This is a genomic window from Mesorhizobium zhangyense, assembly GCF_011045115.1.
Taxonomy (GTDB): domain Bacteria; phylum Pseudomonadota; class Alphaproteobacteria; order Rhizobiales; family Rhizobiaceae; genus Mesorhizobium_M; species Mesorhizobium_M zhangyense.
In genome coordinates this window covers 241,474-268,277 of the sequence record NZ_JAAKZG010000004.1, presented here as the reverse complement: position 1 = coordinate 268,277, position 26,804 = coordinate 241,474, and the positions used below count along the sequence as shown (strand labels likewise).

Below are 26,804 nucleotides of genomic sequence, written 5' to 3'. Positions count from 1 at the left end.
TCCTCCACTGTTGACGTCAATCCTGTCGTGTCGACTTCTCCGTCGTTCTATCCAGGACGATTTCCATAGGTTTGCCGTGAAGCGGCGTCGCCCAGATGATGTCCGGGCCGAACCAATCTTCGATCGCCGCATCCTGGCTGTTCGGCTGCCGCTCTGCTCCCCCCACGATGCGCCCGCGACCGCTCGACCCGACTATCCCGACACGGTCTACATTCCAGCCAGGCTCCACATGGTCGATCGAAAGGCGATCGGCACTGTCGGGATTGACGAAAACCAGCATGGAAGCACCGCGTGACGCGGCGTCCGTTGCAAGCGGCAGCCTTGCGCCTGAGCGAATGAAGATCGGCATGTTCTCAAGCGGAACGTCATGAACCCGCCAGGCAGGGCCATTGACCCATTCTCCTGCCAATACGTCGTACCAGTCGCCGGCAGGCAGATAGATCGCACGCGTGTTGCCATAGAAGGCAACAGGCGCGACCAGAATGTCATCGCCCAGCATGAATTGCTGATCCCAGTCGTTGATTTCGCGCCAGTTGATCTCCGGGAATGCCAGCGGCATCATGCGCAGCAGCGGTAGTCCGCCATCGGTCGCCTGGCGGCCAAAATGCTGGAAGACGGGAAGCAGTGCGAGATGAAGTGCTGCAAAACGCTTATATGTTCGCGCCGAGCTGTCATCCATGTCCCACGGCTCCCGGCAGCCGAGACCGTGAAGCATCATCAGGGGCGTGAAGCAGGCGAATTGCGCCCAGCGTGCAAAGACCTGTGGGGTCGGCGTGCCGAAGTAGCCGCCGAGGTCACTGCCGATGAAGGACCAGCCTGAAAGACTGGCGCTCTGGACGGCACGGATCGCCGACGGCAGGCCGGTCTTGGGGCAAAAATCGGAGGTCTGGTCGCCGGTCCAGATCGGCGCGCGAATGCGCGGGGAACCTGAGCGGCTGATAATGGCGGGCGTGCCGCCGTCGAAGGCGTCGATGGTGGCTTCCAGATAGTAGCGAACGAAGGCGTTGTGCGCTCTGCCGCCGGTTTCTCCCGACATGAGAACCGCATGTTCGGGCAGTTGCTCGCCGAAATCGGCCTTGAAGCCCTTTATGCCTTGTTTCAGTAGGCCGCGCAGGCTGTTCGACCACCATGCGCGGGCTTTCGGGTTGGAGAAGTCGATGAGCGCAGCGATGATGTTGGGGTTGGCTCCGGGGCGCCGCGTGATCAGTTCGCCCGCGGCATCGACGATCACGTAGCCTTGTGCCTTGGCATATTCGAAAGAGCGCGTACCGACCACCACCCAGGGGCACAGCCAAAGATAGATGTCGGTGCCATCCCTAGCGAGGTCGGCAATCATGCCATCGGCGTCCGGATATTTCTGCGTGTCGAAGGCGAAGGAATGAACCTCGCTCGACCAATAGGCATCGATCAGCTTGACGCCCATCGGCAAGCCCAGGCCGGCATGGCCTGCCACGTCAGCGGCAACCGTTTTTGCGTTTTCGATCCGCCAGTCGCCCGCCTTCCACAGGCTGAAGAAGCTATCCTCCGGCATCAATGGCGGGCCGATACGGTCTATCAGCAGGGCGTAGAGTTCGGACAGCTCGCCCAGATGAATCTCTAGATCGAGACGATCGCCCTCGACCTGAATACGAAACACATTTGGATCGAAGGAGGGGGCGACGTGAAAGACCGCCGGCGCTTCTTCGGGCAGGAACACCGCATAGCCGAGCGTCGTCGCGATCCATGGACTTGGCAGATAGGTGCCGTTGCCGAGGCCGAAATTCTCGAGGTAATAGCGCACCGACTGGCCGCGCAGATCAAGCGTTTCGAACCTTTCGCCGCCGCCGAAGGCCTGGAAGATTTTCGGAACAGCGAAGGCAATCTCGATTGCCGAGGCGTCCGCTTTTGAGGCGATGATGCAGATGCTTCGACCGTCGTCACTGGCGCTTACGTCGACTTTTCCGTCAGGCATTTCGCCGAAGGGCACAGTCGTCCAAGAGCCCCCATCCGCGCGCCAGCCAACCGAGACGGGACGATGGACCACGCCACGAGGCAGCAGATCGGCAAACGGCGTGCGGCCGGTGTCAAGCATGGTCGACCTTCAGCCCAAGCTGGCGCCCGAGGTGGCGCACTGCATTGCCCCAATGGCCGTAAACGGCGGTGACGTGATGCTCGTAGCCTCCTTCGATGAAATTCCGGATGAATGCTTCCGCTTCCATCGTCGCGGGACGGAAATAGCCGGCGGCGCGGTTGGCCTTGGAGCGTTCCGCCTCGATCTCGCCTTCAGCCACGAAAATCCGGATCGCGCCGTCATTTCGCAGGGAAAGGCGCACCAAGGTCATCGCGCCGGCGCGCAGCGGAAAGCTCTCCTGTTTCAGTACCGGGTCGAGCGAGCGGGGGCCGTCCGAAAGGCGCGGGCTGACGCCATAGTGCCAGAGCACCAGCCTGTTGTTGGCGCGGTCGATGCCGGAAATATCGGTCAGGAACGGCAGCGACGAGGGATCGAAAGCGCGGATGGCGAGGGCGGTCAGCGCGCCCATCACATCGCCTTCCGGGGCGATTGGCACAGCACGGTCGGACAATTCGCCGAGTGCGGCCCAGGTGCCGCGGAAATTTTCCGCATAGAGAATTTCGGGCCAATCGCGAATGGCGATGGCATCGGCCTTTACCCGGTCAAGACCCGCCTCCAGGCGGGCATAGGTGCGGCCGAGCGTGAGCCGCCCGTTCTCGGCGTTGCCGTCTTCGAAATGGGCGTCGGACCAGCGTTTGGCCGCGACCTTTTCTGAGGCCTCGTCGGCTTTGCAGTCTTGGAGGAAACGGACCAGGGTCGTCTGCTCGATGGTTACGTCGAGCGCTTGCTTCAGCCCCCAGGGGTCGGCCGCCAGATTTGTGAACCAGTCGGCATGCGCACCGAGCAGGGCAATGCGTGCTCCGGTAATGCTTGCTCTCGCACGCGCGGCCGCACTGAAAGCCGCAAGCTCATCGACGATCGCGGCATCGCCGGGATTGCCAAGCAGCAGGGTGAAACGGCGGCCGAAGCGGTTGAGCGTCGATGCCCAGAGCTGCGCCCCACACAATGAGTTCGTCACGATCTCATTGGATTCTTCCAGTGCCCAAAGTGCTAAGGGCAGCTGGCGGTTTCCGATCTTGTCGAGAACCTCGTGCAGAAGCTCGGCCGTACAAAACGTCGAAAGCTGGATGACGAGGCCGTCGAGTTGATCGAGATCGAGCGTCTTCAGAGACTCGGCGCAGCTCTCACGATCCCTTGCAAGTTTTTCCGCAACCTGAAGCCGGCCCGTCAGCCGTTCGTCGACAGCAAGTTCCTGCGTGCGATTGATCAGCGCCTTGGCCGCAGTTTCGGAAAACAGAGCCGAAGCAACGAAGAGGACGCCTATTTTTCGGCTGCCGGCCACGATGCTTCCGGTCCGGTGCAAGATCGTCATCAGGCATTCTCCCCCAGCGCCGCCTGGGGCTCGGCTTTTGCCTCAAGCCCGCCGCCACGCACGAAACAATAGGCTGCGTAGTAGAGCGCCGCCTGCGGGTCGTTGCCGATCGACGGTGCGATGAAAGAAAGTTTGAGCCGATCCTGATCGAAGCCGCCAAGAAGGCTTTCGTCGAGGCCTTCCAGGATTGCATCGCGGTCTCCGACCGGCATCAGCGACGGCCAGCCACTGATCACAACAGATGAGACGGGATGCAAATTCAGTGCGTTGCCGAGACCAAGACCCAGCAGGAAGAGACGTTCGCGAAGGCTTGTTCGGATGTCGTCTCCGAGATCAAGCGCTTCGATGAACCCGTCGCCTTGATGCAGCACCTCGCTCTCGGCGATACCAATGATCTTCGAGACGGCTTTCAAGGAGGTGTAAGCTTCAAGACAGCCCTTATGGCCGCACCGGCACGCATGCCCGTTGCGCTCGATGACCATGTGCCCGAGTTCGAACGGCGAGAAAGTGTCGATAGGAGCCGTTTCATTGACGACCACGCCGGCCACGCCATGGCCGACGAACAGGAACAGGTGATCGCCTTCGATCGGGTAGGCGGCAGTGCTGGAATATCGATGGAAGGCGGCTTGCGCGATGACCGAGTTGGTGATCGACAGCGGGACGCCTTCCAGAACCTCGGCCAGAAAGGCGCGCAGGCGTTTCATGTCCCAGGTAAAAATCGGATTGGTATTTGCGCTGCTGTAACCCGGAATGGACAGTGCCGCCTGCCGGATGGAAATGCCCCGCTTGCCGGTCCATTGCGTCATCGTGGCAAGGCAATTGCCGAACAGCCGCTCGAATTCCGACTGTTTCAGTTGCGGCGAGGCTGGCATGCGTTCGACATAATCGATGGTACCGGCGAGATCGCCGATACCGAAGGAAAGCCTGTCATTCGACAGTTCAATGCCGGCGATCGCTATATTCTTGCTTAGTGTAACAAGAGCGGTCGGACCGCCGACATAAGGCGCCGGACGGCGAATCTCCTCAATGATGTCTTCACCCCGCAATTCCGTCAGAATGCGGGAAATGCTTGCTTCCGTAAGCTGCGCATCCCTTGCAATCAGCGGCCTGAAGGCTCCTCCGCTGCGCAAAAGGCTTTCGAGGACGACCGCTCTGGTCTCCCTTCTGCTCCTTGGTGCAAAGCGTCCAGACATCGAGTTTCCATGATATTTACACTGTGTAATTATTGTGCTTTAGAAACAGCGAATGTCAACACGGGAGTGAGAAGAAAGTGGCAGGGTTGACACTGCGCTCCGTGCAGAAGCGGTTCGGAACGGTCGAGGCCGTGAAAGCCGTGGACCTCGAAGTGGCCGACGGCGAGTTCATCGTTCTGGTCGGGCCGTCAGGCTGCGGTAAAAGCACATTGTTGCGCATGATCGCCGGCCTGGAGGAAATCTCCGGCGGTGAAATCCTGCTCGACGGACGCGACATCAGCGCCGTTGCGCCACGCGACCGCGACATGGCGATGGTGTTTCAGGATTATGCGCTCTACCCGCATATGACGGTCGCCGAGAACCTTGGCTTTGCCCTGAAAATGCGCGACCTGCCCGCTGGCGACATCGCGCAAAGCGTTGCGGATGTCGCCAAAATGCTCGAACTGGATGCGCTTCTGGAACGCAAGCCTAAGGCGCTTTCAGGCGGGCAGCGCCAGCGCGTCGCGCTCGGCCGCGCCCTCATCCGGGAGCCGGAAGTGTTCCTGTTCGACGAACCCTTGTCGAACCTCGACGCGAAGCTGCGTGTCGGCATGCGCATGGAAATCCGCAAGCTGCAGATGGCGCTGCGCACCACCAGCATCTACGTCACGCACGACCAGATCGAAGCCATGACCATGGCCGATCGCATCGTGGTCCTGAAGCTCGGCGAAGTGCAGCAGATCGGCACGCCGATGGATATCTATGAAAGGCCGGCCAACAGCTTCGTCGGGACTTTCATCGGTTCGCCGCCGATGAGCCTGCTGCCTGCCGAACTGCGCCGGGAAGGCGATGAGGCCTGGCTGGTCTTCGGCAAAGGACAGGAAGTCAAGCTGCCGGCAGCCCGCATGAAGGCTTTGGAGTCCGTCGATCGCGTCGAGGTCGGGTTGCGCTCGGAGCACGTCTCCCTTGTGTCACAGAGGCGCGGCGCTGGAAGCGCTTTCGACTTCTCATCCGACATTGTTCTCGTCGAGGATCACGGCGCGGATTCGATCGCAGTCGTCCTGCTCGGCGGTCGCGAGATCATGGCGAGGGTCAAGCCCGGCGCGGTGCATGTCGGCGACAAGGAGTGTCGGTTCCAACTTGACGTCGATCGCATTCATCTGTTTCATCCCACCACAGGTGCGGCTCTTGTCTGAGCACAGGCCGGGCGAAGTGTTCTGTCTTGGACTGGCGATCCAGGACATTATCATGAGCGTCGCCGAGATACCGGCGCAGCCGGTGAAGATCTACGCAAAGTCGCGCCGCGAAGTCGGCGGTGGACCGGCAGCCAATGCCAGCGTCGCCATCGCGCGGCTTGGCGGAAAGGCGAACTTCGCCGGCCGTCTGGGCGAGGACGCCACTGGCGTCGCGCTTCACCGGGAACTGAACAGCGAGGCTGTCGACACACGCTGGCTCAGGCATTTTGCCGGGCACCGGTCGCCGGGATCGGTCATTCTGGTCGATGGCTCGGGGGAACGGCTGATCGTCGCCTATGCCGATCCCGATCTGCCGGACGATGCCGAATGGCTGGAACCAGAGAACCTCGGCGGCGCCGTCCTTTGCGACCTGTCGTGGCCCAAAGGTGCGCTCAAGACATATAAGGCAGCGCGGTCGCAGGGCATTCCGACAGTGCTCGACGCGGATATCTCGCGGCACGATCGCGATGCAATCGCGCCGCTTGTCGATATTGCAGAATATGTCGTCTTCTCGAGGCCGGGTCTTGCGCAGTTTTCCGGGACGGACGACATCGAAGCCGGGTTGAGGCTCGTTGCCGGACCACAGCACAAGCTGACAGGCGTTACCGATGGCGCAGGTGGTCTCTATTGGCTTTGCGAGGGCAAACTGGCAAACACGCGGCCGCCATCGGTGCATGTGGTCGATACGGTCGGGGCGGGAGACGCGTTTCATGGCGCCTTGGCGCTGGCGTTGTCACATCGCTGGCCGATCGAGAAGGCTATTGCTTTCTCGAATACCGTTGCCGCACTCAAATGTGCGATGCCCGGAGGGCGGGCCGGATTGCCGACCCGGGCCGACATCGTGCGTTTCGACCCTTCGTTCGATCTACCTTGAAGTGTCATTCGACGCGGGTTAGCAGCCGGCCGATCTGGAAAGGGCACCTTTCTTTATCCCGGCGGGCTTGCCAAACGGGGTGTTGCGGCACTACGTCCACTCGCATAGGACCGCCTCGTGAGCGATCCTGTCCTCATGTCAAATTGAACAGGAATCTCATCCGTGGCCAATATAGACGTCAGTTATCCCGATACGCAGCTTTTCATCGATGGCGAATGGCGATCCGGAGTTGAAGGCAAGACCATCCCCGTCCTGGACCCGGCTACGGGCGAGGTTATCGGGAAGATCGCGCATGCCACGAAGGCCGATCTGGACGCGGCCCTTGCTGCAGTCGATCGCGGTTTCAAAGTTTGGAGCGCGACTTCGGCATTCGAGCGTTCCAAGATCATGCGCAAGGCGGCCGATCTTTTGCGCGAGCGGGCCGACAAGATCGCCCGCATCATGACGCGCGAGCAGGGAAAGCCGCTGGCCGAAGCCAAAGGCGAAGTGCTTGCTGGCGCCGACACCATCGACTGGTTCGCGGAAGAAGCTCGCCGCACCTATGGCCAGATCATTCCGGCGCGCACCATTGGCGTGTCGCAGATGGCGATCAAGCTGCCGGTCGGCCCTGTCGCCGCCTTCACGCCGTGGAACTTCCCGATCAACCAGATCGTGCGCAAGCTTTCTGGTGCGCTCGCTGCCGGCTGCTCCATTATCGTCAAGGCGCCGGAAGAAACCCCTGCATCGCCGGCAGAGCTGATCCGCGCTTTCGCCGATGCAGGCGTGCCGAAGGGCGTCATCAATCTCGTCTACGGCGTTCCAGCCGAAATCTCGGAATACCTCATTCCCCATCCGGTCATCCGCAAAATCTCGTTCACCGGCTCGACGCCGATCGGCAAGCATCTGGCGGCACTGGCCGGGCAGCACATGAAGCGCGCGACGATGGAACTCGGCGGCCATGCACCGGCGATCATCTTCGAAGATGCCGATCTCGGCGCAGCGGTAAAGGTCTTGTCAACGTCGAAGTTCCGCAATGCCGGCCAGGTCTGCGTGTCTCCGACGCGCTTCCTCGTGCAGGACGGCGTCTATGACGGGTTCCTGGAAGGCATCACGCAGGCTGCGAAGGCAATTCGTGTCGGCAACGGCCTCGAAGAAGGCACCCAGATGGGACCGCTGGCGAATGAGCGCCGTATTCCCGCGCTGGAAGCTTTGATTGCAGACGCGGTCGCGCAAGGCGCTGAAGTGAAAACCGGCGGACGGCGCATCGGCAACAAGGGCAATTTCTTCGAGCCGACCGTCATCGCCAACGCTCCGAAGAGCGCGCGGATCATGAACGAGGAACCCTTCGGCCCGGTCGCGATCGTCAACCGCTTCTCCACGCTTGATGAAGCGATCGACGAAGCCAACCGGCTGCCTTTTGGTCTGGCGTCCTACGCCTTCACCACATCGGCTGCGACAAGCCAGGCGCTGGGCATGAAGGTCGAAGCCGGCATGACCACGATCAACCATAACGGGCTCGCCCTGCCGGAAGTGCCTTTCGGCGGCACGAAGGACTCAGGCTACGGCACTGAAGGCGGCTCGGAAGCGATCGAAGCCTATCTGACGACGAAATTCGTCTCGCATTTCGCGGCTTGATCGTTAGCAGCGACCAATATCCAGTAATGTAACTGAGCACCCCGGCATCATCGAGAAAGATGCCGGGGTGTTTTGCTGTCAACTCATTGCTTTGCAGCAGCGGGGCTCGAGTCTCGACGGCCGGCGTTCGTCGCGCCGAGGGTCTTCAAAACGGCTTCCTTCAGACGCTCCGTAAACATTTCCACCACGCGGCTTTTGGGTGCCTGCGGCGGGCGTATCGCCAGGTACGAAACAACTATGTCCGGCTTGAAGGGCAGGATGGTGAGTTCGCCGCCGAAGCTCAAAGCACTGATCTCGTCGACGATGCCGACGCCCATGCCCTTCGCGGCCAAAGCGCAGCAATTGGCGATTGACGTCTCGATCGGGGATTTGAAAGTGACTGCGTTCCTTCCGGCTATCTGCTCGAAGCTGATGCGCAACGGTGTCTTGCGGCCCGGAATGATCGCCCGGCAATCCGCCATGTCTTTCACGCTGATGGCTTCGTTTCGCGCCAGCCTGTGATCGGGGGAAAGAACGGCCACGGCTGTCGTCTTCGCGAGCAGTTCGCCAGGGGGTCCCTTGCGCTCGGCACCCCCGAACACGAAACCCACATCATATTGGTGGCTGGCGATCATATCGGTGATGTGATTGGTGCTTTCGGTGTCGAACACGATCGAGATATCCGGCATCTCGCTGGTCAAATCGGGAAGAATTTCATTGGCGCATAGCGGCGACAGGGCCGGCACCGAGCCGATGCGCAGGAAGCTGCCCTTGGCGGTCTTGATGTCGTCGGCGGCGCGTCCGATCTGGTCGAGCCCGAGATAGAGGCGCTCTACCTCACGATAGAGCTTTACCGCCTCGTCGCGCGGCGCGAAGCGACTGCCCTCGCGCTCGAAAAGCTTCAGCTTTACGGCATATTCGAAATCGCGGATCAGCCGGCTGACGGCCGGCTGCGTGATGTTCATGAGCTCTGCGGCCGACGTTATCCCGCCCGCTAGCATCACATTGCGAAAGGCCTCGACCTGCCGGGGATTGATACGCATTTCGGATACTCCAAGGCATAACATTTTGTGATGCAACTAACATCAGATGCGATTTTCTTTCAATCCAGGGAGTCGCTAGGCTCAAAAAATAGGCAAGGCCTGCCGCTTGGATGAGCGCCGGCTGACTGCCTCGGAGGAATTCGGGAGAAGCGTTCGATATGAAGATTTCCACTTTCGCGACTTTTGTCGCAGCGACGATGGCTATGGTGCCCGTCGCCCATGCCGCCGAGCTCAAGGTCGGGCTTGCAGCATCCACGACATCCATGGACCCGCAGTTCTACGTCAACGGTCCCAACAGCGCGATGGCGCGCAACATCTTCGACGGGCTGGTCAATCAGGACGACAAGCAGCAGGTGCAGCCGGCGCTGGCCGAATCTTGGAAGGTCATCGACGACACGACATGGGAATTCAAGCTGCGGCCGAATGTGAAATTCCACGACGGCAGTGATTTTACGGCTGACGATGTCATCGCCTCTATCAAGCGCGTCGCGCTCGCTTCGCAGAACAGCCCGAGTTCGTTCGAAGCCTATGTCAAGGATATCGCCGATGTGACGGCGGTCGATCCCATGACCGTGCGTATCGCCACCAAAGCGCCGACGCCGCTTCTGCCCAACAATCTCAGCCGCATCGCCATGCTGCCGGCCGAACTGGAAAAGACGCCGTCGCAGGATTTGAATTCCGGAAAGGGCGTCATCGGTACTGGCCCGTTCAAATTCGTCTCGTGGGCGCCGGACGACCATGTCACGCTCGAGCGCTTCGATGGCTATTGGGGCGAAACGGCTGCCTGGGACAAGGTCACCTTCCGCGTGTTCAAGAACAGCAGCGCCCGCGTTGCAGCCATCCTGTCGGGCGATGTCGACCTGATCGAAAGCATCCCGACGGCCGATACCCGCAATCTCGAAAAGTCCGAGAAGTTGAGCGTGATTTCGGTTCCCGGCAACCGCATCATGTATCTGCATATGGACCAGGGCCGTGACGTGTCGCCCTTCGCGGTCGGTGCCGACGGCAAGAACCCGCTGCAGAAGGTCGAGGTCCGCAAGGCGATGTCGCTCGCCATCAACCGCGAGGCGCTTGTCGATCGCATCATGGACGGGCAGGGCCTGCCGGCCGGGCAATTGGTGCCTGAGGGCTATTTTGGCCATTCGCCCGATCTGAGCGTCGATCCCTATGATGCGCCGAAGGCCAAGCAGATGCTTGCCGATGCCGGTTACCCGGACGGCTTCAAGCTGACCTTCCATGCAACCAACGACCGCTATCCAAACGATTCCAAGATCGCGCAGGCTATCGGCCAGATGTTCAGTCGCATCGGCATCAAGACCGAGGTCGCGACTTTGCCGGGCAGCGTCTACTTCACCCGCGCCTCGGCGCTGGAGTTCAGCCTGATCATGGGTGGCGCAGCTGTCGAGACCGGCGAAGCTTCGGGCGTACTCGGGCCGCTGCTCGAGACCTATGGCGAGAAGGCCGGGCAAGGCAATCGCGGGCGTTATTCGAACCCGGAATTCGACAAGGCGCTGATCGAGGCTCGCTCGACGCTGGACAATGAAAAGCGTGAAAAGCTGCTCCAGACGGCGATGGATATCGCCATGAAGGACGATGGCGTCATTCCGATTTTCTTCCTGGCCAATACGTGGGCGACGAAGAAAGAGTTCACCTATCAGGGCCGCTCGGATGGCTACACGCTGCCTTACTACGTGAAGCAGGCGAACTGAACCGGTTGTCCTCCCAAGGCAAGCGCGAGGGCTCCATGATGTCTTTCAGCGGTGTATTTCCCTATCTCGTCTCGCCTGTCGATCAGGCCGGCGAGATCAAGGTGAAAGTGCTGTCCGACCTCGTGGAGCACCTCGTAGGGAGTGGCGTCCACGGCCTGACGCCGCTCGGCAGCACGGGAGAATTCGCCTATCTGTCGCGCGATCAGCGCCTCGAAGTTGTGGAGACGGTGGTCGCCGCCAATCGCCGCCGGGTTCCGGTGGTGGCAGGCGTTGCCTCGACGACGGTTCGCGATGCCGTGGAGCAGACCGAGAAAATGGTCGATCTCGGCGTCGATGGCATCCTTGCGATACTGGAAGCCTATTTCCCGATTTCGGATGAGGGCGTCGAGCATTATTTCCGGTCGATCGCTTCAGCCGCCAAGGGCAGGCCGGTGGTGCTCTACACCAATCCGCAGTTCCAGCGCTCGGACCTCAGCCTGCCGGTGATCGAACGGCTGAGCATGGTCGACAACATCGGTTATATCAAGGACGCCTCGACCAATACCGGACGGCTCCTGTCGATCATCGAGCGCACGCGCGGCCGGATGGAGGTGTTTGCCGCTTCCGCCCACATCCCGGCAGCCGTGATGATGATCGGTGGCGTCGGCTGGATGGCGGGGCCTGCCTGCATCGTGCCGAAGCAGAGTCTGGCGCTCTACGGGGCGGCGCGCGCCGGCGACTGGACCAAGGCGATGGAGTTGCAGCGCCCGCTGTGGCGGGTCAACGAGATTTTCGCGAAATACTCCATCGCCGCCTGCATCAAGGCTGCCCTGGAATTGCAGGGGTTCGACGTGGGTGATCCTCTCCCGCCGCAAGCCCCATTGAATGAAAGCGCCCGTGCCGAAGTGGCCGAGGTGCTGCGAAGCGTCGGCGCTCTCTAAAGCCCGTTTCGCTCCAATCGAAGGTAAGTACAGACAAAATGACGGCGACTCCGATCATCATTGATTGCGACCCCGGTATCGACGACGCGATCGCGATCCTGACGGCATTCGTTTCGCCGGAGCTTGAAATACTCGGCATCACGCCGGTTTGCGGCAACCAGCCGCTTGAGCGTACGGTCAGGAATGCGCTCCAGATTTGCGAACTCGGCCACAGAGCGGACGTGCCCATTTTTGCCGGCTGTTTCCGCCCGCTGTTTCGCGATCCTATCTACGGCCAGTTTCACGGCGAGAGCGGCCTCGGCAACACGGTTCTGCCCGGGCCAGCCAAGAAGATCGAGGAAAAGAGTGCGGTTGATTTCCTGATCGAGAGCTGCGAAGCGGCGGCGAAAAGCGGCAGGAAGATCACGCTGTGCACGCTCGGGCCGCTGACGAATGTCGCCGTCGCGCTCAGGATGAAGCCGGCCATCGCCGAAGGCATCGAACGTATCGTGATGATGGGCGGTGCCTTTCGCGAAGCCGGAAACCGGACGATCACTTCGGAATTCAACATCCTCGCCGACCCTCACGCCGCCCATATCGTGTTCTCGACCGATATTCCCATCGTTGCACTGTCGCTCGATGCGACGCATCAGGTCATCCTGACACCGGAGCATGCAGAAAAATTCAGCGGCTCCGCCGGCCGCCTCGCCAAGCCGCTCAGTGAGATGATGGCTTTCTGGGATCGCAACGACGTGCGCCGCTACGGCTCGCGTGGCGGTCCGCTGCACGACCCTCTGGTCATCGCCTATGTGCTGGCGCCGCAGCTCTTCGAAACGCAGACGGCGCGGGTTTTCGTGGAGCATGAAAGCGAGCTCTGCATGGGCCAGACCATCGCCGACTGGTATGGCAAGTCCGGCAAGAATCCCAATGTCGAGATTGTCACCAAGGTCGATGCTAAGGGTGTCTACGACCTCTTCCTCGACCGCTTGTCGCGTTACGCATTGGAGGAAGTGCGTTGAGCCCGCATCGCATCATCATCGACACCGATCCGGGCGTAGACGACGCCATCGCGATCTTGCTTGCGCTGGCCTCTCCCGAGATCGAACTTTTGGGCATTTCGGTCGTTGCAGGTAATGTACCGCTTGAAGCTACGGTCTCAAACGCCTGCAAGATCATATCCTTGTCGGGATGTGTTGACGTGCCGATCTACGCCGGCGCGCCCGGGCCGCTGGTTCGCGAACAGGTGTATGGCAAGTACGCTCACATAGGTGCTTTCAGCGATACGCTAGTGCCACCGGCCAGTGTCCGCCCGCAGGAAGAGCATGCGGTCGATTTTCTCGTCCGCATGACACGGCAGGCCGCCGCCGACAACGATCCCATCGTCATCTGCGCCATCGGCCCGATGACCAATCTTGCGCTGGCGCTTGTGCAGCATCCCGATGTCGCGCGCGGCATTCGGCAGGTCGTGTCGATGGGTGGCGCATTCACAGCCCTTGGCCACAGGACGCCATGGGCCGAATACAACATCTATGCCGATCCGCACGCCGCGCAGATTGTTTACGCGTCCGGCGTTCCCGTCGTGGTGATGCCGCTCGACATGACGTTTCAGGCGCTGATCACCGAGAAAAACATAGCCGCTATTGGGGAAAACGCCGGAGCCGCCGGCGCGGCTATTGCCGGTCTCCTGCGCACCTTCGACCGCAGCGACATGCAGCGGTTCGGCAGGCCGGGCGGACCCGTTCACGATGCGACGACGATAGCCTGGCTGCTTGAACCGGAAATATTCGAGGGCAGGGCGGCAAGTGTCGGCGCGCAGGTGTCGGGAAAAACTGCCGGCTATACCTATGCCGATTTTTACGGCAAGACCGGACTGCCGATGAATGCCACGGTCATGAACGGTGTCGACGAGGCCCGTTTCCTCGAAATGCTGGAGGAGCGCCTCAGCATCTATGGGCGCGGGCGTTGAAAGAGGTGAGCGGATGACGTCCTATCTTCTCAGCCGCACACTCCAGACGGTCCTGACATTGCTCGTGATGTCGGTGCTGGTGTTCGTCGGCGTCTATATGGTCGGCAACCCGGTCGATCTTCTGCTCAGCACGACGGCTACCCCGGCCGAGCGGCTGCAAGTCATCCAGTCCTTCGGTCTCGATCAACCGGTGTGGGAGCAGTACTGGACCTTCCTCACCCACGCTCTTTCCGGCGATCTCGGCAATTCTTTCGTCTTCAACCAGCCGGCGCTGACGCTGATCCTGCAAAGGATGCCGGCGACGCTCGAACTGGCCTTCGTCGCGCTGTTAATGGCGCTGGTCATCGGCATTCCGCTCGGCGTCTATGCCGGGCTCAAGCCGAAGGCGTTGGTGTCGAAGTCGATCATGACCTTCTCGATCCTCGGCTTCAGCCTGCCGACCTTCTGGATCGGCCTGGTGATGATCCTGGTGTTTTCCGTCAAGCTCGGTTGGCTGCCGGCGTCCGGACGCGGTGAGACCGTCGATCTCTTCGGCGTCCCGGTGAGTTTCCTGACACTTGATGGGCTTTCGCATCTTGCGTTGCCGGCGTTCAATCTCGCCTTGTTCAAGATATCGCTGATCATCAGGCTCACCCGCGCCGGCGTCATGGAATGCCTTCAGCTCGATTTCGTGCGCTTCGCCCGCGCCAAAGGCCTTTCCGAAACGCGCATCGTACTGGTTCACGTTTTGAAGAACACACTGATCCCGCTCATCACGGTCATTGGTCTGGAGCTTGGATCGCTGATCGCGTTTGCCGTCGTTACCGAAACCATCTTTGCATGGCCCGGCATGGGCAAGCTTATCATCGATGCCATCAGCGTTCTCGATCGCCCGGTCATCCTCGCCTATCTGATGATCACCGTCGTCATGTTCAGCATCATCAACCTCGCCGTCGACATCCTCTATTCGATCGTCGATCCGCGTGTTCGCCTTGAGGGAGATTCCTGATGAGCAACGACGCGAATCCCGGCAACTCCGTCCATTCGCGAGACGGCGCTGACGCGGAACGGGCATCCCGCTCTCCGTTCCGCGCCACACTGGGCGCTCTGTTGCGCGACAGGCTAGCGCTGACCGGCATCATCATCGTGACGCTGCTGGTGCTGGCCGCGCTGTTTGCGCCGCTGATCGCGCCGCAGAACCCTTATGATCTGGCGCAGCTCGATATCATGGACAACCGCCTGCCGCCGGGCTCGGAAAGCATGAGCGGCCTGTACTACCTGATCGGCACCGATGACCAGGGCCGCGACCTGTTCAGCGCCATCCTCTACGGCCTGCGCACCTCCATCATCGTCGGCATATCGAGTGCGGCCATCGCACTGGTGATCGGCGCCTCGCTCGGCCTGCTCAGCGCTTACGCCGGCGGCAAGACCGACGCGATCCTGATGCGCATCGTCGATATCCAGCTGAGCTTCCCGGCGATCCTGATCGCGCTGATCTTCCTCGCCATTCTGGGGCAGGGGGTCGACAAGATCATCCTGGCGCTGGTGATCACGCAGTGGGCCTATTATGCCCGCACCATTCGCGGCTCGGCGCTGGTCGAGCGGCGGCGCAGCTATGTCGATGCGGCACGCTCGATGGCGCTGCCGGACCGGAGCATCCTGTTCAGGCATATTCTGCCCAACTGCCTGCCGCCGCTGATCGTGGTGGCCACCATGCGCGTCGCCTATGCGATCATGCTGGAGGCGACGCTGTCCTTCCTCGGCATCGGGCTGCCGGTCACCGAGCCCTCGCTGGGCCTGCTGATCTCCAACGGCTTCGAATACCTTCTGTCGGGCGATTACTGGATCAGCTTCTTTCCCGGCCTAGCGCTGCTTCTGCTCATCGTCGGCATCAACCTGATCGGCGACGCGCTGCGCGATATCCTCAACCCCAGGCGGGAGGGCTGAGCCATGACATCTCCGGTTCTTTCTGTTTCCAACCTCAACACGTCCTTCCTCGTCGACGGCAAATGGATGGATGTCGTGCGCGACGTGTCCTTCGACATCGGTGCGAAGGAAACGGTTGCCGTCGTCGGCGAATCCGGTTCGGGCAAGAGCGTGACCGCGCTGTCGATCATGCGGCTCCTGTCGGAAAACAATGCCCGTCTCAAGGGAGAGATCAATTTCGGAGGGCAGAACCTGCTGGATATTTCCCAGCAGGACATGCAGAAAGTCCGCGGCAACCGCATCGGCATGATCTTTCAGGAGCCGATGACGAGCCTCAACCCGGTTCTGAAAATCGGCAAGCAGATAACGGAAGTGCTGGTGCGCCATCGCGGCATGACGCAAGCCACCGCCAGGGCCGAGGCGATCCGGCTTCTCGACAAGGTGCGTATTCCGGCCGCCAGATCGCGCCTGGACGAATATCCGCTGAGTTTCTCCGGCGGCATGCGCCAGCGCGTCGTCATCGCCATCGCGCTGGCATGCAGCCCGCAGCTTCTGATCGCCGACGAGCCGACGACCGCGCTCGATGTGACGATCCAGGCGCAGATCCTCGAACTGATCAAGGTGCTGCAGGAAGAGGAGGGCATGTCGGTCCTCTTCATCACCCATGACATGGGCGTCGTGGCTGAAATTTCGGACCGCACCGTGGTCATGTATCGCGGCGAAGCGGTCGAGACCGGCACGACGCAGGAGATCTTCCAGCACGCCAAGCATCCTTATACGCGGGCACTTCTTTCGGCCGTGCCGAAGCTCGGTTCGATGGCCGGCACGGTCCAGCCAAAGCGTTTTCCGATCGTCGACATGAAGACGGGCGAGGCTGCATCCGTGGCAGACACCGCCGATACGGTCGAACATGATAAGACCCCGATCCTGGAGGTGAAGAACCTCGTCACCCGTTTCGACATCAAGTCCGGTTTCTTCGGCCGGGTGTCGGGCCGGGTGCATGCGGTGGAGAACGTCTCCTTCGATCTGCGCGAAGGCGAGACGCTGTCATTGGTCGGCGAATCCGGTTGCGGCAAGTCTACGACCGGCCGGTCCATCATGCGCCTGACGGAAGCCAAAAGCGGTTCCATCACCGTCGGCGGCAAGGATGTGCGCCACGCCGGAAAATCATCGCTGCTGGACATCCGCAAGCATATGCAGATGATCTTTCAGGACCCGTTCGAAAGCCTCAATCCGCGCATGCGTGTGGGCGAGGCGATTGCCGAGCCGATCGTCACCCACGGCCTTGCCGCGCGAGGCGAAGTCCGCAAGCGCGTGGCCGATCTTCTCACCCGCGTTGGCCTGTCACCGAGCATGGCCGATCGCTTTCCGCACGAGTTTTCGGGCGGCCAGCGCCAGCGGGTCTGCATCGCGCGGGCGCTCGCCCTGGAGCCGAGATTCATCGTCGCCGACGAATCCGTCTCCGCGCTCGACGTTTCGGTGAAGGCGCAGGTCATCAACCTGATGCTCGATCTTCAGGAGCGCTTCAAGCTTGCCTATCTCTTCATCTCGCATGACATGGCCGTGGTGGAGCGCATCAGCCATCGCGTCGCGGTGATGTATCTGGGCGAGATCGTGGAGATCGGCTCGCGTGCCTCGGTGTTCGAGAATCCGCAGCATCCCTATACGAAAAAGCTGATGGAAGCTGTTCCGGTGCCCGATCCCGCGCGGCGGCAGATCCGGCGCATTTCCAACGATGAAATCAGGAGCCCGGTGCGCGCGCCGGATTTCGTAGCGCCGGTACGCAAATACGACGAGGTTTCAGCGGGTCATTTCGTGCAGGTGCAGTAGGGCTAGGCGTAGTCCTACCTGGCTTCGCCGTTGAACAGGCGGTCGAGGATCAGACCTTCGAGGCGGGCGAGTTCGGAGGTGCCGTGGCGACGCGGCCTTGGCAGAGGGATGTCGAGATCAAGCACGATTCTGCCCTCGTCTATGACCACCACACGATCAGCCAGCGCCACTGCCTCGGCGACATCATGCGTGACCAGAACGGCGGTAAATTTCTGGCTGAGCCAGATGCGTTCCAGCAGTTGCTGCATCTCGATGCGGGTGAGAGCATCGAGCGCACCCAGTGGCTCGTCGAGCGCCAGGATGAGTGGCTGCCCGACGAGAGCCCGAGCCAGCGCCACGCGCTGCTTCTGGCCGCCTGACAGAACCGATGGCCATTCGCCGGCGCGATCGGCGAGGCCAACCTCCCTTAGAATCTCCAGCGAGCGATCGCGTGCCTGCCTGCCCTTGGCAATACCGGTCAAGCCGACCGCGACATTGTCCACTACGCGCGCCCAGGGCAACAGCCTCGGTTCCTGGAACATGATGCGCGTACGGCTGTGATCGGTCTTGCCTGCATCGTGGGCCAACTGGCCGGAGGTCGGACGATCCAGCCCGGCGAGCAGCCGGAGCAACGTGCTCTTGCCGCAGCCACTCTTGCCGATGACGGCCAGAAACTGACCCTCGCGAACCTCGAGATCGATGCCTTCGAGAACCGTCTTGTCGCCAAACTTCTTGCCGACATTCCTGAACGAGAAGGCGACCGGTGTTTGCGGTCGGCGTGGCGCGCGTTCCAGCGGGACACTTTTGAAAGCGCGGCGGGCCGTGATCGTTGCTGCGGTCATTGTCTCACCTCACGCTCTCTGGAAGGCGGGATGCCATTGCAGTGAAAGCCGTTCCAGCAAGCGTGCAAGACTGTCCGCGAGCTTGCCGAGAAGGGCGTAGATCAGGATCGAAAGCACGACGACATCGATCAGCAGGAATTCACGCGCCTGCATGGCCATGTAGCCAAGACCGGACGAGGCCGAGATCGTTTCCGCCACGATCAGCGTCAGCCACATGATGCCGAGCGCATAGCGCAATCCGACAAAGATCGCCGGTAGCGCTCCCGGCAGGATGACACGCAGGAAAAGCTGCGTGCGCGACATGCCATAGATGCGGCCCATTTCGACAAGCTGCGGATCGACGGTCTGGATGCCGAGCAGCGTGTTTACATAGATTGGGAAGAAGACGCCGAGGGCGACGAGAAACAGCTTTGCCTCCTCGTCGATGCCGAACCACAGGATTACCAGCGGGATCAGCGCCAGATGCGGTATGTTGCGGATCATCTGCAGCGTCGTGTCGGTCAGCCCGCGGCTGAGTGCTGAAAGACCGTTGGCAAGCCCGAGCGCAAAGCCGATCGCACCGCCGACGACAAAGCCACTCAGGGCTCGAGCAGTGCTAACCCAGATATTTTCGAGAAGCTCTCCCGATTTGAGCAACCGCCAGAAGGCTTCTGCTACCGCGCTGGGTGCTGGCAGGACATTGGTTGCGATGAGCCCCGCCCGCGAAGCCAGTTCCCAGACCACCAGAATGACTGCGGGCAGAATCCAGCCGGCGCTTTCGTGGCCGATATTGGCGAGTGTCTTTCTCATGAGGAGGCCTGCAGGCGTTCCGCGCCGTGGAAGCCGACCGAAAACTCGTTGGCGATGTCTTCCCGTGGCTTGATGCGGCGAGAACCGATGCCGAATTTCGGGAACAGCAGTTCGGCGACGCGATAGGCCTCCTCGAGATGCGGATAGCCGGAGCCGATGACCGTATCGATACCGATATCCTGGTATTCGCGGATGCGGTCGGCAACCTGATCGGGCGTACCGACGAGTGCCGTGCCGGCGCCACCGCGCACGAGCCCGACGCCTGCCCAGAGATTTGGGCCGACAAGCAGGCGGTCGCGCCTGCCACCATGCAGTTCGGCCATGCGCCGCTGCCCGACGGAGTCCATTTCCTTCAGGAACCTCGCCTGCGCGTTCTCGATCTGAGCATCGGTAATGCGGCTGATCAGGCGATCGGCCGCCGCCCACGCCTCTTCCTCGGTTTCACGGACAATGAAATGCAGACGGATGCCGAAACGAAGCTTGCGCCCTTTCAGCGCTGCCTTGCGACGCGCGCTTGCGATCTTTTCCGCGACAAGCGCCGGCGGTTCGCCCCAGGTCAGATACATATCGACCTGTTCGGCTGCCAGATCCTGACCGGCGTCGGAAGAGCCGCCGAAATAGAGCGGCGGCCGCTCTTGAACCGGCAGGAGGTCGAGGCGGCCGTTCTCGACGCGATAATATTTGCCATCGAAATTGACCTGCTCGCCGGAGACCAGAGCACGCCATATCTTCAGGAATTCATCCGCCTGCGCATAGCGCTCGTCATGCGGCAGGAAGACGCCGTCGCCGGCCAGTTCGGTCGGATTGCCGCCGACCACGACGTTGAGGAGCAAACGCCCATTGCTGAGACGGTCCAGCGCTGCCGTCTGGCGCGCGGCGAAGACGGGCGAGACCACGCCCGGACGCAGCGCGACCAGATATTTCAGCCGCTCGGTATGGGCGGCGAGGCCAGTCGCGGTTATCCAGGAATCCTCGCAGCTCTGGCCTGTGGGCAGCAACACGCCGGGGAAGCCGAGGCGGTCCACCGCTTGCGCGATCTCCTTGAAATACCCGAATTCCGGCGGCCGCTGCTGCTGCTCGGAACCGAGGTAACTTCCGTCGCCATGCGTTGGAATGAACCAGAAGAAATCAAACGGCTTTTCGGAAATGATCGGATTGACGGTCATCGGTTGATCTCCTCGCTATAGGCATCGCAGTCAGTTTGACGGGGCGGACCAAACGATATCCCGAACCTTGATCGCGTTCGGGATCAGCTTGAGGTCGTAGAACGTGTCGGCGATCGATTGCTGTTGGGCAATCACTTCATCGGACAGGGCACGAACCTCTATCTTGTAGCGATCGGTGGCAGCTTTCTGGGCGGCAAGCTCTATGCCTGTCGCTTCAGCCGATATTTTCGCCAACTCGTGGCGATTTTCGGACGCCCATTTGGCGACGCCTGACAATTCCTCGACTGCTGCCTTCAGCACATTGGGATGGCGCTCGGCAAAATCCTTGTTGGCGAGATAGAAAGAGTTGCTGTCCAGTCCGTCCGCAGTCGTGACGAGCGCGTGCGCATTGTGCTTGATCTCGGCGATGGCGAAATATGGATCCCACACCGCCCACGCATCGACGCTGCCGGTCGTGAACGCTGCGACCGCGTCGGCAGGGCTCAGGAATGCGGGTACGATGTCGGAATAGGCGAGCCCGCCTTTCTTCAGCGCCTGAACGGTGAAATTATGCGAGCTCGATCCCTTGCCGAAGGCAACCTTCTTGCCCTTGAGATCTGCCACCGATTTTATTGGCGAGTCCTTCGGGACAAGGATCGCATTTTGAACGGCGGGCGAGCTTGCCGCATAGACGAGTCCGGCTCCGGCCGATTGGGCCAGAATTGGCGGCGTATCGCCGGTTACACCGAAATCAATGGCTCCGGCGCCAAGTGCTTCCAGCAGCGGCGGCCCGAACTGGAACTCCACCCAGCGCACACTATCGACGCCAAGCGACTTCAGCCGCTGTTCGAACACCTGTTTCTGGCGCGCGACCACGAGCAGGCTGCTGCTTTTCTGGTAACCGATCCTGAATTCGCCGGGGGCGTCTTCGGCGCGAGCATTGCCGAGCGAGAGCGCTCCGGTGAGCAAGGCAGCACCCATCAGGCCTGACAGGAAATGACGTCGTTTGAGCATCTGACTGTCCTCTTGAAGGTCCAAATTGATTGACGAAGCTGCTGCTCGACGCCTCAGTTCGCCGGCGGCGTCCAGACCGCGTCGCTGATCTTGATCGCATTCGGTATGAGGCCGAGTTTGAAGAAGCGATCGGCCGTCGCCTGCTGATTGGCGATGATCTGGTCGCTCAGCGGAAAGATGCCAAATTCGCTTCGGTTTGCAGCAAGCGTCTGGGCATCCAGCGGCACACCGGTCACTTCATGGAGTGCGGCTGCCACCTTGTCGCGATTGCCGGCGGCCCATTTGGCGGCCACTTCGAGCGCGCTGATCGTCGACGTGACGACATCAGGATGCTCGTCGGCGAAAGTCTTGTTGGCGATGAAATAGGTGTTCACGTTGAGCACGTCGCTCGACCGCGCCAGGATGCGAGGCTGGTAGCGGGTTTCGGCGATGGCGAAGAATGGATCCCAGACGGACCATGCGTCGATCTTGTCGCTGGCGAAGGCTGCCGCCGCATCGGCTGGGCTCAGATAGACCGGCTGAATATCGGAAAAGGCGACGCCGGCCTTTTCAAGGGCCGCAACAAGCAGATTATGCGCGCTGGTGCCTTTGCCGACACCGACTTTCTTGCCTTTCAGGTCGGCGATCGACTGGACCGGCGAATCCGGTTTGACGAAAATCGCCTCACCCTTGCCATTGGAGGGCAAAGCGGCGGCGTAGACGATCGCAGAGCCTGCCGATTGGCCGAAGATCGGCGGCGCGTCGCCAACCCAGCCGACATTGATTGAGCCGACATTGAGCGCTTCGACAAGCGGCGGCCCAGCGGTGAATTCGACCCACGAAACGCTGATGCCCTTGGACTCCAGCGCCTTTTCGATGAGGCCTTGCTGCCGCGCGATCACCGGCAGGCCGGTCTTCTGATAGCCGATCTTGAGTTCTTTCAGCTCGGCAGCCGATGCGCCGAATGCGGCGAACGCACTTGCGGCAAGGAGTGCCGCGCCGAATAGACGTCTTGTGATGGCCATCATGAACCCCTCTCGATATCGCCTTTTCCAGGCGCGTTCCGGCTCCCGTCACGCAGGAGGAGAGGTCATGCTAAGTATTCTAGAAAATCTATAGAGTTAAATTATTTCAAAAATGAAGCGGAATGCGAAACCCCTTTCCGAAAAGGGCTTCAAACGCGCGCAATCTGGTAGAAACCTTCCGGAAAGAGGCTCCCGGAAGGATAGTTTTCCGACCTCGCGACAGCGATCAGGCCGCGCTGGCGCGGGCTGCTGCCAAGAACGCAAGCTTGGCGGGAGTGGCCAGGAGCCTGGAGCGTTCGAGGCGCTCGGGCGTGTAGTGGTGTTCGACATCGAGACAATTGACCGTGCCGAGCAGTTCGCCGGCAATCACCACCGGCATGTTGATGACCGATCCGCAGCCCAGCGACCAGATGGTCTCGTGATCGGGAAAAACCGTCGCGATGTCGGCGATGGTGTTGGCGACGAAGGTTTCGCGCGCCTTGTGGACGACATTGAACCAGCGATTGTACTGGACTGGCTTGGTGCCCGAGGCGGGATAGCTCTTCGGGTCCGACGTGTAGGCGCGGCGCGCCAACTCGTTCTTCATGTCCACAGTCATGACGGTGAAGAGCTTGGCGCCGACGATCTTCCGCGACAATGCCTGAAGCGCCAGCCATGGCGCATTCGCTCCCTTACCGCCGGCGATAGCCGCGTCGAATTCGGCGAGCGCCGCCATGATTTCTTCGTTCGTCATGTCAAAGTCCTTGCAGTTGGGGAGGGGTCAGGCGGCGTGGGTGGCACTGATTTCCATCAGCTCACGCGAATAGGCTTCCCTAAGTGCGCCCTGCTTGAGGTCGGCGACATCGGCGATCTCGACGATCCGGCCCTGGCGCATCACGGCCAGCCGGTCGCAGAGGAACGAGACCACAGGTAGATTGTGGGTCACCATCAGGAAGGTGAGGTTCTGCTCGCGGCGCAGGCGCTTGAGCAGGTTCAGGATTTCGGCCTGCACCGAAACGTCGAGCGCCGAAGTGGGCTCGTCGAGCAGCAGGATCTTCGGTTCCAGCATGAGGGCGCGTGCGATCGCCACGCGCTGGCGCTGGCCACCGGAAAGCTGGTGCGGAAAGCGGAAACGGAATTTCCGGTCGAGCCCGACCGAGGCCATGACCGCTTCGACGCGTTCGTTCTGGCTGCCGATGCCGTGGATGGTAAGCGGTTCGCTCAGCGTCGCATCGATCGTCTTGCGCGGATGCAGCGAGCCATAGGGATCCTGGAACACCATCTGGCAGAGACGCGCGAAATGCCGGTCGATGCCATGGCTGCGCGACTTGCCGAAAGCGGTGATCGAGCCTGTCCATTCGGGTGCAAGTCCAGCAATTGCTTTCAAGATCGTCGACTTGCCCGAGCCGCTTTCGCCGACCAGCGCAAAGCTCTCGCCTTCCGCAATGTCGAGGCTGACGCCATGTGTGATGGGCGTCTCACCATAGGAGATGTCGAGGTTGTTCAGGGAAAGCGCGGTCATGAATTGGCCCATGCGCTGCGGTCGAGCACGGGCAGCTCGTCGCGTGTTTCGTCAAGGCGGGGGATAGCGGCGAGCAGTCCGCGCGTATAGGGATGCGTGGCGTTGCGCAATTCGCCGGCCTCGCATTCCTCGACCACGCGGCCGGTGTTCATTACCAGGATGCGGTCGCAATAGCTGGAGACGAGGTTGAGGTCGTGGCTGATGAAGATCAGCCCCATGCCCTTGCGCTTCACCAGTTCGTCGATGATGTCGAGCACCTGCGCCTGCACGGAAACGTCGAGCGCCGAGGTCGGCTCGTCGGCGATCAGCAGATCGGGCTCGGGGATCAGCATCATGGCAATCATGACGCGCTGGCCCATGCCGCCGGAAACCTCGTGCGGATAGAGCTTCGCAACGCGTTCGGGATCGTCGATGCGCACCGATTCCAGCATGGCTTTCACGCGCTGGCCGACCTCGCGGCGCGGCAGTCGCTGGTGGGTCAGTAGCGCCTCGGCGATCTGTTCGCCGATGGTCATGACCGGGTTGAGCGAGAATTTCGGGTCCTGCATAACCATGGAAATGCGCGCGCCACGAATAGCGCGCATCTGCTTTTCCGATTGGGCAAGCAGATCGATGCCGTCGAATGCGAGCCTGTCGGCGCTGACGGTCCCGGGCGCGCGGATGAGCTTCAGGATCGAACGGCCGGTCATCGACTTGCCGGAACCGCTTTCCCCGACGATGCCCAGCCGCTCGCGGCCGAGCGTGAAGGAAACGCTGCGCACGACGTCGATGTCTCCGCGCGGCGTTGGGAAGGTGACGCGCAGGTTGTCAACTTCAAGAAGCGGCGTATTCAATGCTGCTCTCCGCTCTTGGGGTCGAGAACATCGCGCAACCCGTCGCCGAGGAAACAGAAGCCGAGGCTGACGATGATGATGGCAAAACCCGGCATGGTGGCGACCCACCACTGGTCGAGAATGAAGGAGCGCCCGCGCGCGATCATCGCGCCCCATTCGGGCAAAGGCGGCTGCGCGCCGAGGCCGATGAAGCCGAGGCCGGCGGCTGTCAGGATGATGCCGGCCATGTCGAGCGTGACGCGCACGATCATCGAGGAGGTGCAGAGCGGCAGCACATGGCCGAGGATGACCCTCATGGCCGACGCGCCCTGCAATCTTATGGCTGCGATGAATTCGGAGTTCTTGAAGGTCAGCGTCTCGGCACGCGCGATGCGGGCGTAGCCGGGCCACGAAGTGATGGCGATGGCGATGATGGCGTTTTCGATGCCGGGCCCAAGCGCTGCAACGAGCGCCAGCGCGAGGATGAGCTTGGGCATGGACAGGAAGACATCGGTGATGCCCATCAGGATGCGGTCTGTCCAGCCACCGAAATAGCCGGCTACTGCCCCGATGATCAGTCCGGCAGGAGCCGCGAGTATGGCGACCATGGCGACGATGACGAGCGTGATGCGCGCACCGTAGACGACGCGCGACCAGATATCGCGGCCGAGTTCGTCGGTGCCCATCCAGTTGGCTGCACCCGGTGCGAGCAGGCGCTGCGTCAGATCCTGCTTGAGCGGGCCATGCGTGGCGATGAAAGGCGCAAAGATCGCGGTCAGAATCAGCACGAGGATGATCGCAGCCCCCACCACCGCGAGCGGATTGCGGGACAGGGCACCGGTGATGCGCCAGGCGCGGCCGAGCCGGGCCTGCAGGCGCGACGAGGGGCTGTCGTCGATCAGCCAGGCGCGAACGGTAGTGGTCATTGCCGGGCCTTCTAGCGCGCGCGGGGATCGAGGACGCGGTAGAGCACGTCCGAAATCTTGTTGATGCCGATGAAAACCGCGCCGATGACCAAGGTGGCACCGAGGACCGCATTCATGTCGGCGTTGAGCAGGGCGGTGGTGAGATAGTTGCCGATACCCGGCCATGAGAAGATCGTCTCGATCATCACCGAACCTTCGAGCAGTCCGGCATAGGACAGGCCAATCACCGTAATCAGCGGCACGAGGATCGGTCGAAAAGCATGACGCCAGATGACGAGCCGTTCCGATACGCCCTTCACCCGCGCCGTCGTCACATATTCCTGCGCCAGCTGGTCGAGCATAAAGGAGCGGGTCATGCGCGCGATATAGGCGAGGCTGAAGAAGCCGAGCACTGAGGCCGGAAGGGCAAGATGCCAGATAGCGTTGAAGAAGATTTCGGTCTCACCCGCGATCAGGCTGTCGATGAGCAGCAGGCCGGTCACCGGCGGCACCAGCCCGTCATAGAAAATGTCGAGCCGGCCGGGGCCGCCGACCCATTTCAGCCGCGCATAGAACAGCGCCAGGCCGACCAGCCCGAGCCAGAAGGCGGGGATAGCATAGCCTAGCAGGCCGACGACGCGGATGATCTGGTCGACGGCACTTCCTTGCCGGCTCGCGGCATAGACACCCATCGGCACGCCGAGCAGCACGCCGATGATGATGCCGAGCGTCGCCATCTCCAGCGTCGCGGGAAAGACGCGCTTCAAATCGTCGGCGACAAGCTTGCCGGTTGAAACCGATGTGCCGAGATCGCCGGTCAGCACATTGGCGACGTAGTGGAAGAACTGCACCACCAGCGGCTGGTCGAGCCCCATCTGCAGGCGTGCGGCCTCGTAGACAGCGCGCGGCGCGCGATCGCCGACAACAGCTAGAACCGGATCGATCGGGACCACGCGGCCGATGAAGAAGGTGATGGCAAGGAGGCCGAGAAACGTAAATGCGACGGTGACGATGAAGCCTGCAAGCCCCAGCAGCAAGCGGACGCCCGGATTTTTGCCGAACGCTTTCGGCTTGCCGGAAGCTGTGGCGATTGATGCGGTATCCGGTTCGAATGCCACGCTCTGCGTTATCCCATTGCTGTCGACTGATTGCGCCGGATCGAGTT

The 26,804-nt window shown here is 61.4% G+C and carries 24 protein-coding genes; 10 read left to right on the top strand and 14 right to left on the bottom strand.

Annotated features, from left to right (window positions below; translation table 11 throughout):
* Positions 1-16: 16 nt before the first annotated feature.
* From G6N74_RS11160 to G6N74_RS11150, 3 genes are read right to left on the bottom strand one after another with little or no spacing between them, the layout of a single operon-like run.
* A complete protein-coding gene (locus G6N74_RS11160; protein ID WP_165117250.1) occupies positions 17-2,071 on the bottom strand; it encodes a TIM-barrel domain-containing protein in 2,055 nt (684 codons plus the stop codon).
* Entirely contained in the window at positions 2,064-3,422 is a 1,359-nt protein-coding gene (locus G6N74_RS11155) for a hypothetical protein (protein WP_165117248.1), read from the bottom strand. Before G6N74_RS11155 ends, G6N74_RS11160 begins: the two co-directional genes overlap by 8 nt.
* Positions 3,422-4,615: an ROK family protein gene (locus G6N74_RS11150; RefSeq protein ID WP_165117246.1), complete on the bottom strand. Its 1,194-nt coding sequence runs from the start codon at positions 4,613-4,615 to the stop codon at positions 3,422-3,424. Before G6N74_RS11150 ends, G6N74_RS11155 begins: the two co-directional genes overlap by 1 nt.
* Positions 4,616-4,692: 77 nt before the next feature.
* Between G6N74_RS11150 and G6N74_RS11145 the strand changes: the two genes are divergently transcribed.
* The 3 genes from G6N74_RS11145 to G6N74_RS11135 all read left to right on the top strand — a co-directional run bounded on the left by G6N74_RS11145 (position 4,693) and on the right by G6N74_RS11135 (position 8,317).
* A complete protein-coding gene (locus G6N74_RS11145; protein ID WP_165117244.1) occupies positions 4,693-5,790 on the top strand; it encodes an ABC transporter ATP-binding protein in 1,098 nt (365 codons plus the stop codon).
* Complete coding sequence (locus tag G6N74_RS11140; RefSeq protein ID WP_165117242.1) at positions 5,783-6,703, top strand: PfkB family carbohydrate kinase; 921 nt, start codon at positions 5,783-5,785, stop codon at positions 6,701-6,703. Before G6N74_RS11145 ends, G6N74_RS11140 begins: the two co-directional genes overlap by 8 nt.
* A gap of 171 nt (positions 6,704-6,874) precedes the next feature.
* Positions 6,875-8,317, top strand: coding sequence for an NAD-dependent succinate-semialdehyde dehydrogenase (locus tag G6N74_RS11135; RefSeq protein ID WP_165117831.1), 1,443 nt, complete (start codon positions 6,875-6,877; stop codon positions 8,315-8,317).
* Positions 8,318-8,400: 83 nt separating this feature from the next.
* Here G6N74_RS11135 and G6N74_RS11130 read toward each other — a convergent pair whose 3' ends face one another.
* Positions 8,401-9,339, bottom strand: coding sequence for a LysR substrate-binding domain-containing protein (locus G6N74_RS11130; RefSeq protein ID WP_165117240.1), 939 nt, complete (start codon positions 9,337-9,339; stop codon positions 8,401-8,403).
* A 158-nt stretch (positions 9,340-9,497) separates the two neighbouring features.
* Here G6N74_RS11130 and G6N74_RS11125 point away from each other — a divergent pair, with 158 nt between their 5' ends.
* From G6N74_RS11125 to G6N74_RS11095, 7 genes are read left to right on the top strand one after another with little or no spacing between them, the layout of a single operon-like run.
* The gene (locus G6N74_RS11125) at positions 9,498-11,048 is read left to right on the top strand and encodes an ABC transporter substrate-binding protein (protein WP_165117238.1); all 1,551 of its coding nucleotides are present in this window, start codon (positions 9,498-9,500) and stop codon (positions 11,046-11,048) included.
* Between the two features lie 38 nt (positions 11,049-11,086).
* On the top strand, positions 11,087-11,968 hold the full coding sequence (locus G6N74_RS11120) for a dihydrodipicolinate synthase family protein (RefSeq protein WP_165117830.1): 882 nt from the start codon (positions 11,087-11,089) through the stop codon (positions 11,966-11,968).
* A 38-nt stretch (positions 11,969-12,006) separates the two neighbouring features.
* Positions 12,007-12,966 (top strand): nucleoside hydrolase, encoded by a 960-nt coding sequence (locus G6N74_RS11115; RefSeq protein WP_165117236.1) that lies wholly within the window; start codon positions 12,007-12,009, stop codon positions 12,964-12,966.
* Positions 12,963-13,913, top strand: coding sequence for a nucleoside hydrolase (locus tag G6N74_RS11110; RefSeq protein WP_165117234.1), 951 nt, complete (start codon positions 12,963-12,965; stop codon positions 13,911-13,913). Before G6N74_RS11115 ends, G6N74_RS11110 begins: the two co-directional genes overlap by 4 nt.
* Positions 13,914-13,926: 13 nt before the next feature.
* Entirely contained in the window at positions 13,927-14,901 is a 975-nt protein-coding gene (locus G6N74_RS11105) for an ABC transporter permease (protein ID WP_165117232.1), read from the top strand.
* The gene (locus G6N74_RS11100) at positions 14,901-15,839 is read left to right on the top strand and encodes an ABC transporter permease (protein ID WP_165117230.1); all 939 of its coding nucleotides are present in this window, start codon (positions 14,901-14,903) and stop codon (positions 15,837-15,839) included. The genes G6N74_RS11105 and G6N74_RS11100 overlap by 1 nt, the downstream gene beginning before the upstream one ends.
* A 3-nt stretch (positions 15,840-15,842) precedes the next feature.
* Positions 15,843-17,648: an ABC transporter ATP-binding protein gene (locus G6N74_RS11095; protein WP_165117228.1), complete on the top strand. Its 1,806-nt coding sequence runs from the start codon at positions 15,843-15,845 to the stop codon at positions 17,646-17,648.
* Positions 17,649-17,662: 14 nt separating this feature from the next.
* Here the strand turns inward: G6N74_RS11095 and G6N74_RS11090 are convergent, their stop codons facing one another.
* The 10 genes from G6N74_RS11090 to G6N74_RS11045 all read right to left on the bottom strand — a co-directional run bounded on the left by G6N74_RS11090 (position 17,663) and on the right by G6N74_RS11045 (position 26,676).
* A complete protein-coding gene (locus tag G6N74_RS11090; protein WP_165117226.1) occupies positions 17,663-18,469 on the bottom strand; it encodes an ATP-binding cassette domain-containing protein in 807 nt (268 codons plus the stop codon).
* Between the two features lie 9 nt (positions 18,470-18,478).
* Positions 18,479-19,258 carry an ABC transporter permease subunit gene (locus G6N74_RS11085; RefSeq protein ID WP_165117224.1) on the bottom strand — a complete coding sequence of 260 codons (780 nt, stop codon included), beginning with the start codon at positions 19,256-19,258 and terminating at the stop codon, positions 18,479-18,481.
* Positions 19,255-20,424: an FMNH2-dependent alkanesulfonate monooxygenase gene (gene ssuD / locus G6N74_RS11080; protein WP_165117222.1), complete on the bottom strand. Its 1,170-nt coding sequence runs from the start codon at positions 20,422-20,424 to the stop codon at positions 19,255-19,257. The genes G6N74_RS11085 and ssuD overlap by 4 nt, the downstream gene beginning before the upstream one ends.
* Before the next feature lie 30 nt (positions 20,425-20,454).
* Positions 20,455-21,417, bottom strand: coding sequence for an aliphatic sulfonate ABC transporter substrate-binding protein (locus G6N74_RS11075; protein ID WP_165117220.1), 963 nt, complete (start codon positions 21,415-21,417; stop codon positions 20,455-20,457).
* Between the two features lie 53 nt (positions 21,418-21,470).
* Entirely contained in the window at positions 21,471-22,424 is a 954-nt protein-coding gene (locus tag G6N74_RS11070) for an aliphatic sulfonate ABC transporter substrate-binding protein (RefSeq protein WP_165117218.1), read from the bottom strand.
* A 223-nt stretch (positions 22,425-22,647) separates the two neighbouring features.
* Entirely contained in the window at positions 22,648-23,154 is a 507-nt protein-coding gene (locus G6N74_RS11065) for a GAF domain-containing protein (protein WP_165117216.1), read from the bottom strand.
* Positions 23,155-23,181: 27 nt separating this feature from the next.
* Entirely contained in the window at positions 23,182-23,922 is a 741-nt protein-coding gene (locus G6N74_RS11060; protein ID WP_165117214.1) for an ABC transporter ATP-binding protein, read from the bottom strand.
* On the bottom strand, positions 23,919-24,755 hold the full coding sequence (locus G6N74_RS11055) for an ABC transporter ATP-binding protein (protein WP_165117212.1): 837 nt from the start codon (positions 24,753-24,755) through the stop codon (positions 23,919-23,921). Before G6N74_RS11055 ends, G6N74_RS11060 begins: the two co-directional genes overlap by 4 nt.
* On the bottom strand, positions 24,752-25,660 hold the full coding sequence (locus G6N74_RS11050; RefSeq protein WP_165117210.1) for an ABC transporter permease: 909 nt from the start codon (positions 25,658-25,660) through the stop codon (positions 24,752-24,754). The genes G6N74_RS11055 and G6N74_RS11050 overlap by 4 nt, the downstream gene beginning before the upstream one ends.
* Before the next feature lie 11 nt (positions 25,661-25,671).
* On the bottom strand, positions 25,672-26,676 hold the full coding sequence (locus G6N74_RS11045) for an ABC transporter permease (RefSeq protein WP_246245744.1): 1,005 nt from the start codon (positions 26,674-26,676) through the stop codon (positions 25,672-25,674).
* Positions 26,677-26,804: the final 128 nt, after the last annotated feature.